At 75.4% G+C, this 14,181-nt stretch carries 17 protein-coding genes and 1 pseudogene; 8 read left to right on the plus strand and 10 right to left on the minus strand.

Features of this window, described 5'->3' with window-relative positions:
- A pseudogene (locus ABZW03_RS24355) lies at positions 1-321 on the minus strand (hypothetical protein); the annotation flags it as partial.
- Positions 322-447: 126 nt separating this feature from the next.
- Between ABZW03_RS24355 and ABZW03_RS24360 the strand changes: the two are divergent.
- From ABZW03_RS24360 to ABZW03_RS24375, 4 genes are all read left to right on the plus strand, one after another.
- On the plus strand, positions 448-678 hold the full coding sequence (locus ABZW03_RS24360) for a hypothetical protein (protein ID WP_355262023.1): 231 nt from the start codon (positions 448-450) through the stop codon (positions 676-678).
- Positions 679-725: 47 nt separating this feature from the next.
- Positions 726-1,235, plus strand: a complete 510-nt coding sequence (locus tag ABZW03_RS24365; RefSeq protein ID WP_355262026.1) for a hypothetical protein — start codon at positions 726-728, stop codon at positions 1,233-1,235.
- Positions 1,232-1,864, plus strand: coding sequence for a class I SAM-dependent methyltransferase (locus tag ABZW03_RS24370; protein ID WP_355262029.1), 633 nt, complete (start codon positions 1,232-1,234; stop codon positions 1,862-1,864). Before ABZW03_RS24365 ends, ABZW03_RS24370 begins: the two co-directional genes overlap by 4 nt.
- Before the next feature lie 558 nt (positions 1,865-2,422).
- Positions 2,423-2,770, plus strand: coding sequence for a peptidoglycan-binding domain-containing protein (locus ABZW03_RS24375; RefSeq protein ID WP_355262032.1), 348 nt, complete (start codon positions 2,423-2,425; stop codon positions 2,768-2,770).
- A gap of 46 nt (positions 2,771-2,816) precedes the next feature.
- On the opposite strand, the gene ABZW03_RS24380 is transcribed toward ABZW03_RS24375, so the two are convergent.
- The 3 genes from ABZW03_RS24380 to ABZW03_RS24390 all read right to left on the minus strand — a co-directional run bounded on the left by ABZW03_RS24380 (position 2,817) and on the right by ABZW03_RS24390 (position 5,030).
- Positions 2,817-3,437 (minus strand): winged helix-turn-helix domain-containing protein, encoded by a 621-nt coding sequence (locus ABZW03_RS24380; RefSeq protein WP_355262035.1) that lies wholly within the window; start codon positions 3,435-3,437, stop codon positions 2,817-2,819.
- Between the two features lie 158 nt (positions 3,438-3,595).
- Complete coding sequence (locus ABZW03_RS24385; RefSeq protein ID WP_355262038.1) at positions 3,596-3,838, minus strand: hypothetical protein; 243 nt, start codon at positions 3,836-3,838, stop codon at positions 3,596-3,598.
- Between the two features lie 202 nt (positions 3,839-4,040).
- Complete coding sequence (locus tag ABZW03_RS24390; protein WP_355262041.1) at positions 4,041-5,030, minus strand: alpha/beta hydrolase; 990 nt, start codon at positions 5,028-5,030, stop codon at positions 4,041-4,043.
- A 141-nt stretch (positions 5,031-5,171) separates the two neighbouring features.
- Between ABZW03_RS24390 and ABZW03_RS24395 the strand changes: the two genes are divergently transcribed.
- Positions 5,172-5,783 (plus strand): helix-turn-helix domain-containing protein, encoded by a 612-nt coding sequence (locus ABZW03_RS24395; protein WP_355262044.1) that lies wholly within the window; start codon positions 5,172-5,174, stop codon positions 5,781-5,783.
- 276 nt (positions 5,784-6,059) lie between these two features.
- On the opposite strand, the gene ABZW03_RS24400 is transcribed toward ABZW03_RS24395, so the two are convergent.
- The 4 genes from ABZW03_RS24400 to ABZW03_RS24415 form a co-directional block, all read right to left on the minus strand.
- The gene (locus ABZW03_RS24400) at positions 6,060-7,127 is read right to left on the minus strand and encodes an SDR family oxidoreductase (protein WP_355262047.1); all 1,068 of its coding nucleotides are present in this window, start codon (positions 7,125-7,127) and stop codon (positions 6,060-6,062) included.
- Positions 7,128-7,218: 91 nt separating this feature from the next.
- Positions 7,219-7,794 (minus strand): TetR/AcrR family transcriptional regulator, encoded by a 576-nt coding sequence (locus tag ABZW03_RS24405; RefSeq protein ID WP_355262050.1) that lies wholly within the window; start codon positions 7,792-7,794, stop codon positions 7,219-7,221.
- A gap of 92 nt (positions 7,795-7,886) precedes the next feature.
- Entirely contained in the window at positions 7,887-8,516 is a 630-nt protein-coding gene (locus ABZW03_RS24410; protein WP_355262053.1) for a histidine phosphatase family protein, read from the minus strand.
- Positions 8,517-8,592: 76 nt separating this feature from the next.
- Entirely contained in the window at positions 8,593-9,519 is a 927-nt protein-coding gene (locus ABZW03_RS24415; protein ID WP_355262056.1) for an aldo/keto reductase, read from the minus strand.
- Between the two features lie 148 nt (positions 9,520-9,667).
- Here ABZW03_RS24415 and ABZW03_RS24420 point away from each other — a divergent pair, with 148 nt between their 5' ends.
- On the plus strand, positions 9,668-10,045 hold the full coding sequence (locus ABZW03_RS24420; RefSeq protein WP_355262059.1) for a hypothetical protein: 378 nt from the start codon (positions 9,668-9,670) through the stop codon (positions 10,043-10,045).
- A gap of 121 nt (positions 10,046-10,166) precedes the next feature.
- On the opposite strand, the gene ABZW03_RS24425 is transcribed toward ABZW03_RS24420, so the two are convergent.
- Positions 10,167-11,759 carry a M4 family metallopeptidase gene (locus tag ABZW03_RS24425; protein ID WP_355262062.1) on the minus strand — a complete coding sequence of 531 codons (1,593 nt, stop codon included), beginning with the start codon at positions 11,757-11,759 and terminating at the stop codon, positions 10,167-10,169.
- 157 nt (positions 11,760-11,916) lie between these two features.
- Between ABZW03_RS24425 and ABZW03_RS24430 the strand changes: the two genes are divergently transcribed.
- Both ABZW03_RS24430 and ABZW03_RS24435 read left to right on the plus strand, forming a co-directional pair.
- The gene (locus tag ABZW03_RS24430) at positions 11,917-12,318 is read left to right on the plus strand and encodes a GNAT family N-acetyltransferase (protein ID WP_355262064.1); all 402 of its coding nucleotides are present in this window, start codon (positions 11,917-11,919) and stop codon (positions 12,316-12,318) included.
- A gap of 23 nt (positions 12,319-12,341) precedes the next feature.
- Complete coding sequence (locus tag ABZW03_RS24435; protein ID WP_355262067.1) at positions 12,342-13,670, plus strand: hypothetical protein; 1,329 nt, start codon at positions 12,342-12,344, stop codon at positions 13,668-13,670.
- 26 nt (positions 13,671-13,696) lie between these two features.
- Here ABZW03_RS24435 and ABZW03_RS24440 read toward each other — a convergent pair.
- Positions 13,697-14,181: hypothetical protein (locus ABZW03_RS24440; RefSeq protein ID WP_355262070.1), on the minus strand; the 485-nt coding region annotated here is incomplete at its 5' end.

The raw sequence follows: 14,181 nt of genomic DNA on the forward strand, positions 1-14,181 counted from the left end.
GGTACGGCTTCGCATCGCAGCACTCACGGCGTCGATTCTCTCCCAGTTCTTCTGTCGCTGCGCCGTCGGCTCCGAGGCGGAGGGGGAGGCGTCCGGCAGCGCCGCCACGCTGACCTCGTCCCCCCTCCCCGGCCCGCACATCACCAGCACGGAGGCCAGCACGGCGCCCGTCCCGACCATCGCGGCCGTCCAGGCCTTGCGCGACAGCCGCCTCGGCGGCGGGGCGGTGGACCACGGCGGTAGCGGATTCGTCGGGACCGGCGGCGGCTGCCAGGTGTTCTGCGGCCACTGCCACTGCCCTCCGGTGGGCTGCCCAGTCATGTGATCGTCCTTCCAGCGGCCCCCCGCGAACCTTTCCGTGCTCAACGAGCGCGCCGACGCCGGGACATGACCCGGAAGAGGGGTCTGGACGGGCATTGATTGCCACCGCGCCACATGCTGGGGGGCATGGAGACCAACAGCACGTCCGCACCGCTGGTCGAGGTGGCCGAGTTCCGGACCGACAGCCGCTACCGCCTCGTCCACTTCGAGGGCCACGGCTGGGAACCGCTCGCCCCGGAGGAGTTCGAGCCGCGCGTCCACCAACTCTTCCCCGACCTCGACCCGCGCGACCCGCAACGGGTGCACTGGGCCGACCGCCCCTGGGAGTGGCCGGCCTGGCACCCCGGCGAGGCCTGAACCGGGTGGGTGTGGGGGCCGACCCCGGACTTCGTTACGCTGGGCGGGTGAGTGTGGATCACTTCTGGTGCCGGCTGCCCGGCCAGGCCGTGGACGCCTGCTCGCCGGCGGAGCTCGGCGACCTCGTGCCCCGCGACCGCGACGTCCGGTACGACCGGATGGCCGCCGCCGGGCTCGCCCTCGGCGTGCGGCGCACCGCCGTCCTGATGGAACTCGCGCTCACCGAGAACGGCCTGCACCCCGACCCGGCCGCCCGGCTGCCCGTCTACGGCGGCGGACACCACGGACCGGACGGGGCACTGCCGGGCGACGCCGTGCCGGTGCTGCGCCCCGAGCAGGTCGCGGCGGCCGCCGCCTTCCTGCGCGGCTCGGCGCTCGGCGAACTCGTCCGCCAGCAGGACACCGTGCTGGCCCGTACGGTCGCGCACCTCGGGTACCCGACGCCCTGGTCCGAGGCCTGGGCGGCGCGCGTCGTCCACGACCTGCGCGAGCTGCGGGACTTCTTCGCCGACGCGGCCGCGGCCGGCGACGCGGTGGCCGTCCGGGAGGCCCGGTGAACACGCCCGCCGGCACCGAGGGCTACGGCGAGGCGGCGGAGCAACTCGCCGTCCAGTACGAGAGCGTGAGCTTCACCGAGGTGCACCGCGACCTGCACCACCTGTACCCGGCCCCACCGGCGTCCGTCCTCGACGTCGGCGCCGGCACCGGCCGCGACGCCGCCGCGCTCGCCGCCCTCGGCCACCGGGTGGTCGCCGAGCCGACGCCCGAACTCCGTTCCGTCGGCGAGCGCCTGCACGCCGGCTCGGGCGTCCGCTGGATCGCCGACGCGCTGCCCGGCCTGCCGCGGCTGGTCGCCGAGGGGGAGCGCTACGACCTCGTCCTGCTCACGGCCGTCTGGATGCACCTCGCCCCCGCCGAGCGCCCGCCCGCGATGGCCGCCCTCAGCCGTTTGCTCGCCCCCGCCGGCCGCCTCGCCCTCACCCTCCGCCACGGCCCCGTCCCGGCCGGCCGCCGGATGTTCGACCTCCCGCCCGAGCCCACCGTCGCCCTCGCCGCCGACCACGGCCTGCGCCTCCTCCACCGCGCCGCCCGCCCCGACCTGCACGGCCGGGGCGGCGTCCACTGGACGGCGCTGCTCTTCGAGCGGTCGGCACAGCCGCTCAGCCGCGCCCCGGCCGTACGGTGACGATCGGCAGCGGCGGGCAGGGATCCTTCTTCCCGGTGAGGTCCGCCAACTCCTCGGGCGGCTCGGCCCCGTCCCGTACGGCCGGCAGGTAGGGCCACGCCGCCCACGAGGGGGTGACGCGAGTCGCCGGTGCGGGCGTACTCGGCGGTGTTCCAGGCGACGATCCACCCGGGGGTGTGCTCCACGACACCGAGGATCGCCAACTCGTGCTCACACCACGGCATTTCGGCGAGCAGCGATTCGGCGGTCGCGACGGCTCGCTCTCTCGTGACGGCCACGCCCCGATTCTCCACGGCCCGGCAAGCGTCTTGCGCGCGGTGCGCGGCGGAGGCCGGGATCGCCCGTGATTCGGGTGAGGCCGAACGAGGGCGACACCGGGGCGGGGCCGTCGGCACGATGGCTGTGCCGACGGGGGGAGAGCAGCGGTCGAAGGCGCGGGGGACGGCCTCCGGCCGCTGCACCGTCCGGCGACCGCCCGGCCCCGCGCCGGGCGGGGCATCCGCCGGGTGCCGCGTCGTGCCCCGGCTTCCTGACGAACCCCTGGGAGGGGATGGCCCCATGAAGAAGATCACCGCCGCACTCGGTGTCGCCGCACTCGCGCTCTCGATCGGCGTGGCCACCGCGCCCGCCGCCTCGGCGCAGGCGTCCAGCCGGTGCAACTACACCAACAGCGAGCCGTTCCTGTCGTTCGGCGACCGGTCGACGGCCGTCAAGCAGCTCCAGTGCGAGCTCTACTACTCGGTGACCAGCAGCTACCTGACCCGCGACGGCATCTTCGGCGCGGCCACCCTGCGCGACGTGAAGAAGTTCCAGGGCTGTGTCGGCCTCCCGCAGGACGGCCTGGTCGGCCCCAAGACCTGGGCGCAGCTCGACAAGTGGACCAAGGCCTCCGGCTCCGCCTGCTGACCCGCCGTGCTGTGCGGCCCGGCCCCCGCCGGCGAGGGGCCGGGCCTCAACCCGCACCGGCGGCGAGCAGCGTCAGGCCGGCCGCGGTGGGGGAATGGATCGCCGTGTTGCGGTCCCGCAGGGTGGCGATCAGCCCGGCCGCCCGCAGCACCGTCGCGTGCTCGCTCGCGCTCGCCGGGGAGATGCGGAGGGCGGTGGCGAGGTCGCGGGTCGTGCAGCCGTCCCGCTGCGCGACCGTCCGCAGGACGGCGGCGCGGGTGCGGCCCAGCAGCGCGGCCGGCGCCGGCGGCGCCCCGGGCGGTGTCGCGCCGACCGGCGGTGCCACCGCCAGGCCCGCCCCTGCGGGCTGCTGGGCGGGGTAGACCAGCATCGGCTGCGGTTCGGTGTCGTAGACGACGACGGGCGCGCCCGTGACGAAGACGGAGGGGACCAGCAGCAGCCCCCGCCCGTCGAGGTGGACGTCCCGGTCCAGCCCTGAGGCCAGGTCGACGTGCAGCACCGGAGCCCGCCAGCGGATCCGGGCCGGCAGCAGCCGCTCGAAGAGCCGCTGCACACCGCCGTGCAGCAGGTCGCGGCCGCGGGCCGCGCGATCGGCGGCCAGCACGTCCTCGGCGGATGCCCGGTACGGGGCGAGCAGGACGTCGTGGACGTGGCCGAGGGCCTCCACCAGGCGGCCCAGCAGGTCACGGTCCTCGCCGAGGGTGCGGGCCCAGCCGGGCAGCGGACGGGTGGCCGCCGCGCCGGCGAGGTCCGCGCGGATCCGTCCGGCCGGCGTCGCGGCGACCCCCTCCAGCAGCTCCGCGACGCTCCGGCTCCCCGGCGGACTCAGGAAGCCGGGGGACTCAGGAAGCTGGGGGACACCCCGTGCCTCGGCACCAGGTCGAGGACCATCCGGGCCCGGGGCGCCAGCCGCCCGCGCACCGTCCGGCGCCAAGCCCCGAACCGCGCCTCGTGGTTGCGGTCCTGCAGGACGCGGACCGCCACGTTCAGCTCCACCAGCGCCGCCATCTCCCCGGCCACCCTGGTGCGCGCGAGGTCCGCGCTGGTGAAGTGGAACCGGAACGCCATCCTTCCTCCCCAGGGTCGAAGCTGACGGATCGTCATTCGTCTCACCATGATGCCCGGGGAGGTTCCGGGTGGTCTCCTGGCGGCGGCTCCGGCGGACAACTGCCGGGCGGCTTGCGGTCCGCGGCGTTCGGCACAGCGCCTGGACGTGCGGTCCGGGCTCGGGCGTCGGCCGGCGCGCCCGCCGGTTCAGCCCTGGGCCGGTTCAGCCCTGGAGGGTGGCGAGCCACCCGGTCAGCAGGCGGTTGACCTCCTCGGGGCGCTCCTGCTGGATCCAGTGCCCGCAGCCGTCCAGGATGTGGCTGGAGGCCAGGGCCGGGAGGGTGGTCGGGAAGGCGGCGATCGCGTCGGCCATCCAGGTCGTGGACGCGTCCAGGGCGCCGCCGATGAACAGGGACGGCTGCTCGATCGGGGCCCCGGCGTACCGGGCGAGGTCCTCCCAGTCGCGGTCCATGGCCCGGTAGCGGTTGAGGGCCCCGGTCATGCCGGTGCGCTCGAACTCCCCGGCGTACACGTCGAGATCGTCCTCGGTCAGCCAGGCGGGCAGCCTGCCGGCGGGGAAGCGGTCGCGCAGCCGGCCGCCGGCGCGGGCCACGAAGTGCGGGTCGGGCTCGCCCCGGGTGGGCATGGTGTCGGCGGACAGGGCCGCGTAGAAGCCCGCGAGCCAGCCCCGGAGGTCGGGCTCCATCTCCGCCTCGGCCCGGCCGGGCTCCTGGAAGTACGAGACGTAGAACTCCTGGTCGCCGCCCATCCGCGCGAAGACGTCGGTGGGGCGGGGGCCGCCGGGCGGCGCGTAGGGGACGCTCAGCAGTCCGACGGCGCGGAAGACCTCGGGGTGGAGCAGGGCGGAGGTCGCCGCGATGTTGGCGCCCCAGTCGTGCCCGACGACCACCGCGCTCTCCTCGCCCAGGGCGCGGACCAGGGCGAGGTTGTCCGCCACCAGGTCGAGCAGCCGGTAGGCGTCCGTCGCGGCCGGCCTGGAGGAGCGGCCGTAGCCGCGCACGTCGAGCGCCACGGCCCGGTACCCCGCGGCCGCGAGGGCCGGGAGCTGGTGGCGCCAGGAGTACCAGGACTCGGGGAAGCCGTGGACGAGCAGGACCAGCGGTCCGGTGCCCTGCTCGACCAGGTGCAGGCGCCCGGCGGGTGCCTCGACGGTGCGGTGGCGCGGGTCGGTGGACAGCGCGGGCCGGTGCATGGTTTCTCCTCGGTTCACGGGCGGCGGTGGTGACCCGCCGATCCTGCGGTGCGGCGGCCGCCCGACGCGAACACCCTTGCCATCGTGGCAAACTGGCCGGACAGAGCGGTGGAGACGGCGCGGTCGGAGGGATTCGGGGCGATGGTGACGGACGACGGCATCACCGACACGCTGGCGGCCATGGGCCCCCGGCTGCGGAGCGCGCGCGAGCGGCACGGCGCCACGCTCACCGGCGTCAGCCGCGCGACCGGCATCTCGCTGAGCACGCTGTCCCGGATCGAGACCGGCCGGCGCAGGCCGACCCTGGAGGTGCTGCTGCAGCTCGCGAAGGCGTACGGCGTCTCCCTGGACGAGCTGGCCGGCACCGCACCCGCCGCGGCGGCCGGACCGCGCACCCCGGTGCCGCGGCGTTCCGGCGACGACAAGGCGGTGCTGCCGCTGACCCGGTACGTCGGGGGCCTGCACGCCCACAAGCACGTCCTGCCCGCCGTCGACGCGCCGCCGGCGCGGCCGCGGCAGGTCTCCCACGACGGGTACGAGTGGCTGTGCGTCCTGTACGGGCGGCTGTGGCTGGCGCTCGGCGAGCAGGACCTCGTGCTGAGCGCCGGGGACGTGGTCGAGTTCGACACCCGTACCGCCCACGGGGTCGCGAACGCCGGACCGGGCGGACCGGTCGAGTACCTGGTCATGTTCGGGCCGCAGGGGGAGCGCCTGCGATCGCGCACCCCGGCCCCCGACCGCCGGGCCCGGTAGCGCGGAGCACAGCGGCCGGGGGCTGCGGCTGGACGCCTCGGCGGGCGGGTCGAGCGCGGTGAGGGTCGGCGTTCTCCGTGCCGGCTCCGGGGCGCGCCGATCCGACGGCGCCTCACCGGTCGGCGGGCCTCGTGGCGCACGGGAAGCCGGCGGGCCTCATGTCGTGCCGGCGCGTGCCGGTCCGGGTGAACCGTGGGCGGCCGGGGGCGGCTCGGCGCGGGGGCGCACTGCTCGCACACCAGAAGTCGGCCGGGCCGACTTCCGGTGCTGGTGCCGTCACGGTGCGCCGAAGCGCTCCTCGACCAGGCGGGTGGCCCAGCGGGTGAGGGCCGGGGCGAGGGGTGGGTGGGCGAGGCCGGCGGCGGTGGTGAGGCGGTCGGCGGAGGCGGTGTCGTACCGGTCCTCGGAGAGGAAGGTGAGGGTCTCCGGGTCGGCGCCGGTGAGGGCGCGGGGGAGCCGGCGGACGAGGGAGACGGGGATCAGGGCGCGGGGCGGGCGGACGCCGAGGTGGCGGGCGAGGAGGGCGATCAGGTCGGGGAGGTTCGGGGTGGCCGGGTCGAGGACGGTGTGGGCCGCCAGCGGGGTGCGGTCGTGCTCGGGGACGGCGGCGAGGAAGCGGGCCAGGTGGTCGACGGTGACGACGGGCAGGAAGGTGCGCCGGGTGCCGGGCAACAGGGGGAGGCGGCCGCGGTGGAGCTGGCGGACGAGGTGGGCGAGGCCCAGGTACTGGCCGGCCTCGCCGGTCTCCGAGTGACCGATGACGCTGCTGGGGTTGACGGTGGTGAGCGGGACGCCGAGGCGGGGTGCGGTGACCCGGACGGCGGCGTCGCCGAGCTGCTTGGAGGCCTCGTACCCGCCGAGGCGGGTGTAGAGCGCGGCGGTGGTCGGCGGGTCGAGGGGGTAGCGCGGCCGCGGGTCGCGGCCGACGCGGTAGCCGGAGAGGTGGACCAGGCGGCGCAGCCCGGGCCGGGTGGCGGACCAGTGCAGGGCGTGCAGGGCGCCGTGGACGTTGGCGGGTTCGGCCTGGGCCCGGGTGAGGCCGAAGGCGTAGCGGGCGGCGAGGTTGTGGACGTCGCGGACCTCGCCGAGCCGGGCGTCGTCCTCGGGGGAGAGGCCGAGGCCGGGGCGGGTGAGGTCGGCGGTGACGGTGGTCGGCGCGGTGCCGTCCGCGCCGTGGTCGTGCAGCCACCGGCGCAGGGCGTCCGCGCTGCCGGGGTCGCGGACGGCGGCGGCGACCGGCTCGCCGCGGGTGAGGAGCTCGAGGACGAGCCAGCGGCCGACGAAGCCGGTGGCGCCGAGGACGAGGGTGCGGGGCGGGGTGCGAGGCGGTGCGGCGGGGGCCATGGTGAACTCCAGGGGCTCGAAAATCGGTAGACCGGTCTGCATATTTTTTGGACATGCGGGAGCGCGGAACACCCGCCCTCCCCGGCGCCGGCTAGCGGGCGCCGAGCAAGTGCCGGACGGCGTGCCGGGCGTGGTCCAGCGGTTCGCGGCTGCGCCGGACGGAGGCGAGCAGGACGGCGCCCTCCAGCAGGGCGAGGGCCTGCCCGGCGGCGACCTCGGCCTGCGCCGGGCTGAATCCCTCGTGCTGCAGCCGGTCGGCCAGGACCCGCTGCCAGCCCGCGTACAGCTCGGCGCAGACCGTCCGGAGGGTCTCGTTGGTGCCGGCCACCTCCAGGGCGACGGTGGCGATCGGGCAGCCGCTGGTGTAGTCGGAGTGCTCCAGGCGGTCGGCGAAGGCCTCGATCAGCCGCTCGGTGAGGGCGGCGGTGTCGGCGCCCTCACCGGCCAGTGCGGTGAGCAGCGCCTCGACCTCCTGGCCGGCCTGGGTGAGCGCGGCGGCCACCAACTGGTCCTTGCCGCCGGGGAAGTGGAAGTAGAGCGAGCCGCGCGGGGCGCCGGTGGCGGCCACGATCCGGTTGAGGCCGGTGCCGAAGTAGCCCTGCGCCTCGATCAGTTCCCTGGTGCCGGCGATCAGCCGGGCCCGGGTCTCCTCGCCCTTGACTCCCATGCGGCGATAGTAGACCGGTCTGCATATTCCTGTCGACAGGCCCGGGCGGCGTCGAGTGCGGGCCGGCCGGCCGAGCGGTTCGTGCCCCGTCGTCAGCAGCGCAGCTGGGGCGGGTAGCCGGTCCAGCGCAGCTCCTCCGGCAGGTGGCCCTGGTCGTTCAGCAGCAGTACGGCGGGCGGCCGGCCGGGCGTGTAGCGCAGGACGGTCAGCGCCGCGTTCGCGGCGTTGACGCCGAGCCAGCGCCAGGCCGGGGCGTCCAGGGCGTGCCGGACCAGCCAGCCGACCAGGAAGGCGTGGGTGATCACCAGCTCGTGCCGCTCCTCGCCGCCCGGCACCGGCCCGGTGAACCGCTCGACGGCCCGCCGCGCCAGCCCGGCGCCGGTCTTTCGCTCCTCCGCCGTGGTGCCCGCGAGGTAGTCCAGCAGGAACTCGGCGCTGTCGTCGGGGAGTTCGGCCCGCGCGGGCACGTGCGGAACGAAGTCCCCGGCCTCCTCGCACGGCTCCGGCCGTACACCGGTCAGCTGCTCCGCGACCAGCCGGGCGGTCTCGGCGGCCCGGGGCAGCGGGCCGTGGTGCAGCACCGAGACCGGGCGGCCGGCCAGTCGCCGGCCCAGCAGGGCGGCCTGGCGGCGCCCGGCCGCGGTGAGCCCGCTGCCGTCGCCTTCGGACGCGGCCTCGCCGTGGCGGGCCAGGTAGAGGTATCGGGTTGTGCGGTCGGTCATGCTCCGGGGCTCCTCGCGGTGGACGGAGATCAGGTCGTCCCGGAGTGACGTACCGCGCGCCGCGCCCGGTTCCGGCTCAGCCCGCGTGGGCCTCGTCCAGCAGTGCCAGCTCCTCCGCCGACAGGTGCAGCGCCCCGGCGGCGATGTTGTCCTCCAGGTGTGCCACGTCGCCGGTGCCCGGGATGGCCAGCACGTGCGGGCCGCGCCGCAGCGTCCAGGCCAGCCGCACCTGCGCGGTGCTCACCCCGCGCGCCTCGGCCACCGCCCGGACCTGGGCGGGCTCGGCCCCGTCGGCGCCGCCCTCCCGTCCGGCGCCGGCGATCGCGTAGAAGGGGACGAAGGCGATGCCCAGCTCCCCGCAGATCCGCAGCAGCTCGTCCTGCGCGGCCGGGGCGCCGATGCCGTACGGGTTCTGCACGCAGACCACCGGCGCGATGGTCCGCGCCTCGACGAGCTGGTGCGGGTGGACGTTGGACAGGCCCAGCTGCCGGATCAGCCCGGCCTCGCGCAACTCGGCCAGCGCGCCGAAGCGTTCGGCGACCGAGTCGGTGCCGAGGACGCGCAGGTTCACCAGGTCGAGGTGGTCGCGGCCGAGTTCGCGCAGGTTCTGCTCGACCTGGGCGCGCAGCGCCTCGGGGGTGCGGGCGTGCTCGACCCACTCGCCGTCGAGGCCGCGGCCGGGGCCGACCTTGGTGGCGATCACCAGGTCCTCGGCGTACGGCGCCAGCGCCCGGTTGATCAGCTCGTTGGCGGAGCGCAGCGGGGAGAAGTAGAAGGCCGCGGTGTCGATGTGGTCGACGCCCAGCTCGACGGCGCGGCGCAGCACCCGCAGCGCCTGGTCGCGGTCGCGCGGGACGGCGTGCGGGACGAGGGCCGGGCCGGTCTGCGGCAGGCGCATCGCGCCGAAGCCGATCCGGCGGACGGTGCGGTCGCCGAGCTGCCAGGTTCCGGAGGCGGCGGCGGTGGCGACAGGAGCGGTGATCGAGGTGCTGTCGGAAGTCATGACGATCATGATCGGCAATGTCCGGGCCCGATCGCCAGTGTTCCGGGAGTGTGCTGATCCACACTCACCGTCGACCGGGTCGGCCGAGCGGCGGCAGGTCGGAGCGCGGCCTGGTCGGCGCCCGGAACCGCCGGTTAGGCTGCCGGACGTGGAACGGGAGGAGCCGGTGGACGACCGGGCGGCGGAGGAGTGGGTCCGGAGGCACTTCGGTGTGGTCCCGGAGCCGCAGGGCTCGCTGACCGCCTTCGACGGGCGTCTCGTCATCGACCTGGACACCCGGCTCGTCACGCTGGACGGCCGCGAGGTGCGGCTGAACCGCTCGGACGTCAGGCTGCTGCGCGGCCTGGTCGAGCTGGGCGAGGGCGTGCACGAGCCCTCCTCGATCATGGGGAAGGTCTACGACGCGGCGCTCCACCCCCACGAGTTGAGGTACCCGATGGCGGTGCTGAGGGCGAAGCTCGGCGAGCCCACCTGGATCGTGCGGACGGAGCAGGGTTACGGCCTGCGGCCCCCGGAGGCGCCGTAGGCCGGACGGCGGCCGGGGCCGGTCGCCCAAAGAAGCGGGCCCGGCCACCAGGGAGACGGGCCCGGCCCAGCGGACGTCCGCCGGGCCGGGCCGTCGTTGTTCGACTCCCGAAGGCCGGGTGTCAGCTGACGTTGACTCCGCTCCAGGCCGCCGCGACCGCGTTGTACTCGGCGCTGCCGGCGCCGTACAGGTCGCGGGCCGCGTTCAGCGAGGCGGTGCGGGCGCCCTTGTAGTCGGTGGTGGAGGTCATGTAGACGGTGAGCGCGCGGTACCAGATCTTGGCGATCTTCTGGTTGCCGACGCCGGCCACCGTGGAGTTGTTGCAGGTCGGGCTGTTGTAGGTGACGCCGTTGACGGTCTTGGTGCCGCTGCCCTCGCTGGCGAGGTAGAACCAGTGGTTGCCGACGCCCGAGGAGTTGTGCACGTCGAGCCGGCCCACCGTCTTGCTCCAGCAGTCCGCGGAGCGGCCGTCCAGCGAGGGCTTGTCGAAGCGGCGCAGCCACGGCGGGGTGGACTGGTCGCTGAACAGGTAGTCACCCGTGTCCACGCCGTTGTTGGCGTACCACTCGACCATGGTGCCGAAGATGTCGCTGGTGGCCTCGTTGAGGCCGCCGGACTCGCCGCTGTAGCGCAGGTTGGCGGTCGCGCTGGTGACGCCGTGGGTCATCTCGTGGCCCATGGTGTCGAGGTCCACCTGCTCCGGGTCGGTGGTGCCGTCGCCGTCGCCGGTCATCATGCAGAAGCAGCTGTCGGACCACTGGGCGTTGTCCCAGTTGGTGCCGACGTGGACGAAGACGGTGGCGCCCTTGCCGTCGTTCTTGATGCCGCTGCGGCCGTGGACGTTCTTGTAGTAGTCGTACGTCCAGGCGGTGTTGGCGTGGGCGTCGACGGCGGCGGTGGAGCGGTCGGTGGAGAACTTCCTCCCGTCGCCCCAGACGTTGGTGGTGCTGGTGAACGGGGTGCCGGAGGTGGCCTTGAGCGAGCTCGCGGAGAGGTTGCCGGCGTCCTTGGTGACGTGGCCGCGGACCGGGTCGGTCAGGGTGTAGCCGCCGGAGGCGGCGGTGGTGTCGATGGTGATCGTGCCGGTGTACTCGGAGTTGCCGGTGCCCGAGGCCTGGTGCTCGGCGTCGTACGACTCGATCTGCTCGCCGGTGGTGGCGTCCGTGACGACCACCTTGCCGGCCGGCTGGCCGTGCTCGCCGGTGCCCTCGACGGTGGTGCGCCAGGCCAGCCGGGGCGTGCCGTCGGCGGCCCAGACGACCAGCTCGGGCGAGCTGACGGCGTCCTTGACACCCGGGGCGGCGGCCAGCGCGCCGGCCGCGCCGGACTGCGCGGACACCTTGGGGACGGTCGACCTCACGGCGGCGTCGTGGGCGGCCGCGCGGGAGGAGTCCTTGAGCCGGCCCTTGGCGTCCTGGTGGACGACCAGGTCGCCGCCGACCACCGGCAGGCCCTGGAAGGTGCGGTCGAAGCGGACGTGCGAGGTGCCGTCGGCGTCCAGCACGACGTCCTTGAGCACGAGGTCCTGGCCGGCGCCGAAGCCGAACACCGTCGCGTGGTGGGCGACGTTGGCGCGGGCCTGGGATATCGCGGCCCCGCGCGGGTCGGGCGCGGCGGAGGCGGTGGCGGCCGGGACGGTGGCGCCGGCCAGGGCGGCGACGACCGCGACGGCCGCGGCCACGCGGGCACGGCGGAAGGAGGACGTGGGGGTCACTCGGAACTCCAGTGGGGTGAGCTGCAGGGAAAGGAGCTGGTCAGAGATTGACGGCGATCAGTCAGGTGCAGCTAGAGGAAAGGTCATAACTTTGCCAAGTCGTGTCCTTTGACAGCCAAAAATGATCAGAAGTTAACAAGCGGTCTACAGTGCGGTCGTGACGATCGACTACCGGTGGCGAGGCCCGCTCACCGATCCCGAACTCGACGCCCTGCACGCCGAGGGCTTCGACCACCCCCTCCGGCAGGCCGGTTGGCTCGCCCGGCTGGAGCGGCACAGCCTCGGCTGGGTCACCGCCCGCCGCACCGCCGACGGCGTCCTGGTCGGCTTCGTCAACCTCGCCTGGGACGGCGGCGTCCACGCCTTCCTGCTGGACACCGTGGTCGCCCCGGACGCCCGACGCCGGGGCGTCGCCACCCGGCTGGTCGCCGAGGCCGCCGACGGCGCCCGCGCGGCCGGCTGCGCCTGGCTGCACGTCGACTTCGAGCCGCACCTGCGCCCGTTCTACCTCGACGCCTGCGGCCTGCGGCCCACCGCCGCAGGGCTGTTGGCGCTCTGAGACAGCCCGTAGTCTTCGGCCCCATGGACGGATGGGCGCAGGCCTGGACCGGCGGCCGGGCGGCGGTCCACGTGGGCGACGTGGCCGACTTCGACGCGCAGTTCCTCGCCCCCGGCACGGACCGGGCGCAGCGGCTGCGGCGGCTGCGGCACGCCCACCACTACGCCTGCCTGGCCGTCGGCTACAGCCCCGAACCGGCGGTGCTGGTGCTGCCCGCCGAGGTCGCCCCGGAGTGGACCGACTGGCTGGCCCGGGAGTTGGCCTGGGGCCCGGTCGAGGTGCACAGCGGCGTGGCCCCGGACCGGACGGTGGCCGAGGCCCTCGCCGACCGCCCCGCCCTGGCGGCGCGGATCGCCGACTCCGGCCACCCGGTGGTGGGCTGGGGCCGGACGGCCGCGCGGGGCGGGGGGCCCGAGCAGGCCGCCGTCCGCCGCTACGAGTCCAAGGCCGCCGCCCACGACCTGTTCGCCGCCCTCGCCCCCGACCACCCCGGCATCCGGCTGCCGTGCCAGGAGCGCCCGGACGGCCGGCGCCGGGCCGCCCGCCGGCTGACCGCCCGCGCCGTCCGGGGCCTGACCACGGTGCTGAAGAGCCCGTACGGCGTCGGCGGCTACGGCACCGTCGTGGTGGAACCCGCCGAGCTGTTCGCCGCGGGTGGCGGCAGGGCCCTGCTGCGGCGCCTGGAGCGGACCGAACTCCTGCCGTCCGAGGGCGAGTTGCTGCTGGAGGAGCACGTGGACCCGGGCCCGGCCGCCCGGCTGCGCGACCTCACCTACGACGCCCTGGTCGGCCCGGACGGCACCGTCCACCCGGTCGGCGCGGGCGCCATGGACGTGGCCGGCACCCGCTACCGGGGCGTCACCGTCGGCCCGGGCGCGGTGCCGCAGGGCGCCGCCGCCACCGCCCGCCGGTTCGCCCTGGCGGTGGGGGAGCGGCTGGCCGCCGAGGGCTACCGCGGCTGGTACGACGTCGACTTCGTCACCGACCGGGAGCGCCGGCTCGCCCCCACCGAGATCAACCTGCGGCTCACCGGCCCGGCCGTCGCCTTCATGCTGCGCGCCCGCCTCGACCACGTGCGCGGCCCGGGCCACCTGGTCCGCACCCTGGACGCGATGTCGCTCGGCGCCCGGCTCGACCAGGGCGCGCTGCACGACCACCTGGACCGGCTGCGGCCGCGCTGCGCCCGGCTCGGCGTCACCCTGCTGCCGCTGATCCCGACCGCCGGCCGCGAGCCGGAACCCACCGTCGGACTCGCCCTCGCCGGGCCGGACGCCGAGGCGCTGGACGCCGCCGAGGCCCTGGTCGCGGCGGCCCACCACGCGCTGGCTGGGATCTTCGAGGCGCTCCGCTGACGAGCCGGCGATCCGCTGACGGACCGTCACCGCCCTTTGCTCGCAGTGGGCTTGCGCAGGAAGAAGGCCACCAGCACCACCGCCGCCAGCATCAGCGGGACGTTGAAGACGAACACCATCGCCGTCTGGCGCGGCCAGTCCGTCGCCGCGGTGAGCCGGTAGAGGTTGTCCTGCGGCCACCAGGAGACCAGCAGCCAGCCCACGGAGAGGTGGGCGAGCAGCGACAGCCCGAACGAGCGGCCCTGGCGCAGCACCGCCGGGAAGCCGAGGACCAGGAAGGACAGCCCGGCGCCGAACGCCAGGTTCTCGCACAGGTAGAGCAGCCGGAAGCCGACCCGGTAGCCCGGCGGCACGGCGGTGAGGTCGGTCGCGCCGGGGAAGAATGCGTCGGTGCTCATCCAGGCGAACAGCGCCCCGACCGCCACCAGCAGCGCCGCCACGCAGCCCAGCGACTCGTCCGCGGCGCCGCCCCCGCCCCCGGCCTTGCCGCCGCCGCGGCGCGGACCGCCCT

The organism is Kitasatospora sp. NPDC004799 (assembly GCF_040609095.1).
Taxonomy (GTDB): domain Bacteria; phylum Actinomycetota; class Actinomycetes; order Streptomycetales; family Streptomycetaceae; genus Kitasatospora.

What these genes read in the sequence shown, in the direction of transcription:
- ABZW03_RS24405 (WP_355262050.1), bottom strand. Translation starts at nt 7,794, where the DNA reads ATGGGAGTCAAGGGCGAGGAGACCCGGGCCCGGCTGATCGCCGGCACC.
- ABZW03_RS24375 (WP_355262032.1), top strand. Translation starts at nt 2,423, where the DNA reads ATGAAGAAGATCACCGCCGCACTCGGTGTCGCCGCACTCGCGCTCTCG.
- ABZW03_RS24385 (WP_355262038.1), bottom strand. Translation starts at nt 3,838, where the DNA reads ATGGCGTTCCGGTTCCACTTCACCAGCGCGGACCTCGCGCGCACCAGG.
- ABZW03_RS24400 (WP_355262047.1), bottom strand. Translation starts at nt 7,127, where the DNA reads ATGGCCCCCGCCGCACCGCCTCGCACCCCGCCCCGCACCCTCGTCCTC.
- ABZW03_RS24410 (WP_355262053.1), bottom strand. Translation starts at nt 8,516, where the DNA reads ATGACCGACCGCACAACCCGATACCTCTACCTGGCCCGCCACGGCGAG.
- ABZW03_RS24360 (WP_355262023.1), top strand. Translation starts at nt 448, where the DNA reads ATGGAGACCAACAGCACGTCCGCACCGCTGGTCGAGGTGGCCGAGTTC.
- ABZW03_RS24395 (WP_355262044.1), top strand. Translation starts at nt 5,172, where the DNA reads ATGGTGACGGACGACGGCATCACCGACACGCTGGCGGCCATGGGCCCC.
- ABZW03_RS24390 (WP_355262041.1), bottom strand. Translation starts at nt 5,030, where the DNA reads ATGCACCGGCCCGCGCTGTCCACCGACCCGCGCCACCGCACCGTCGAG.
- ABZW03_RS24435 (WP_355262067.1), top strand. Translation starts at nt 12,342, where the DNA reads ATGGACGGATGGGCGCAGGCCTGGACCGGCGGCCGGGCGGCGGTCCAC.
- ABZW03_RS24415 (WP_355262056.1), bottom strand. Translation starts at nt 9,519, where the DNA reads ATGACTTCCGACAGCACCTCGATCACCGCTCCTGTCGCCACCGCCGCC.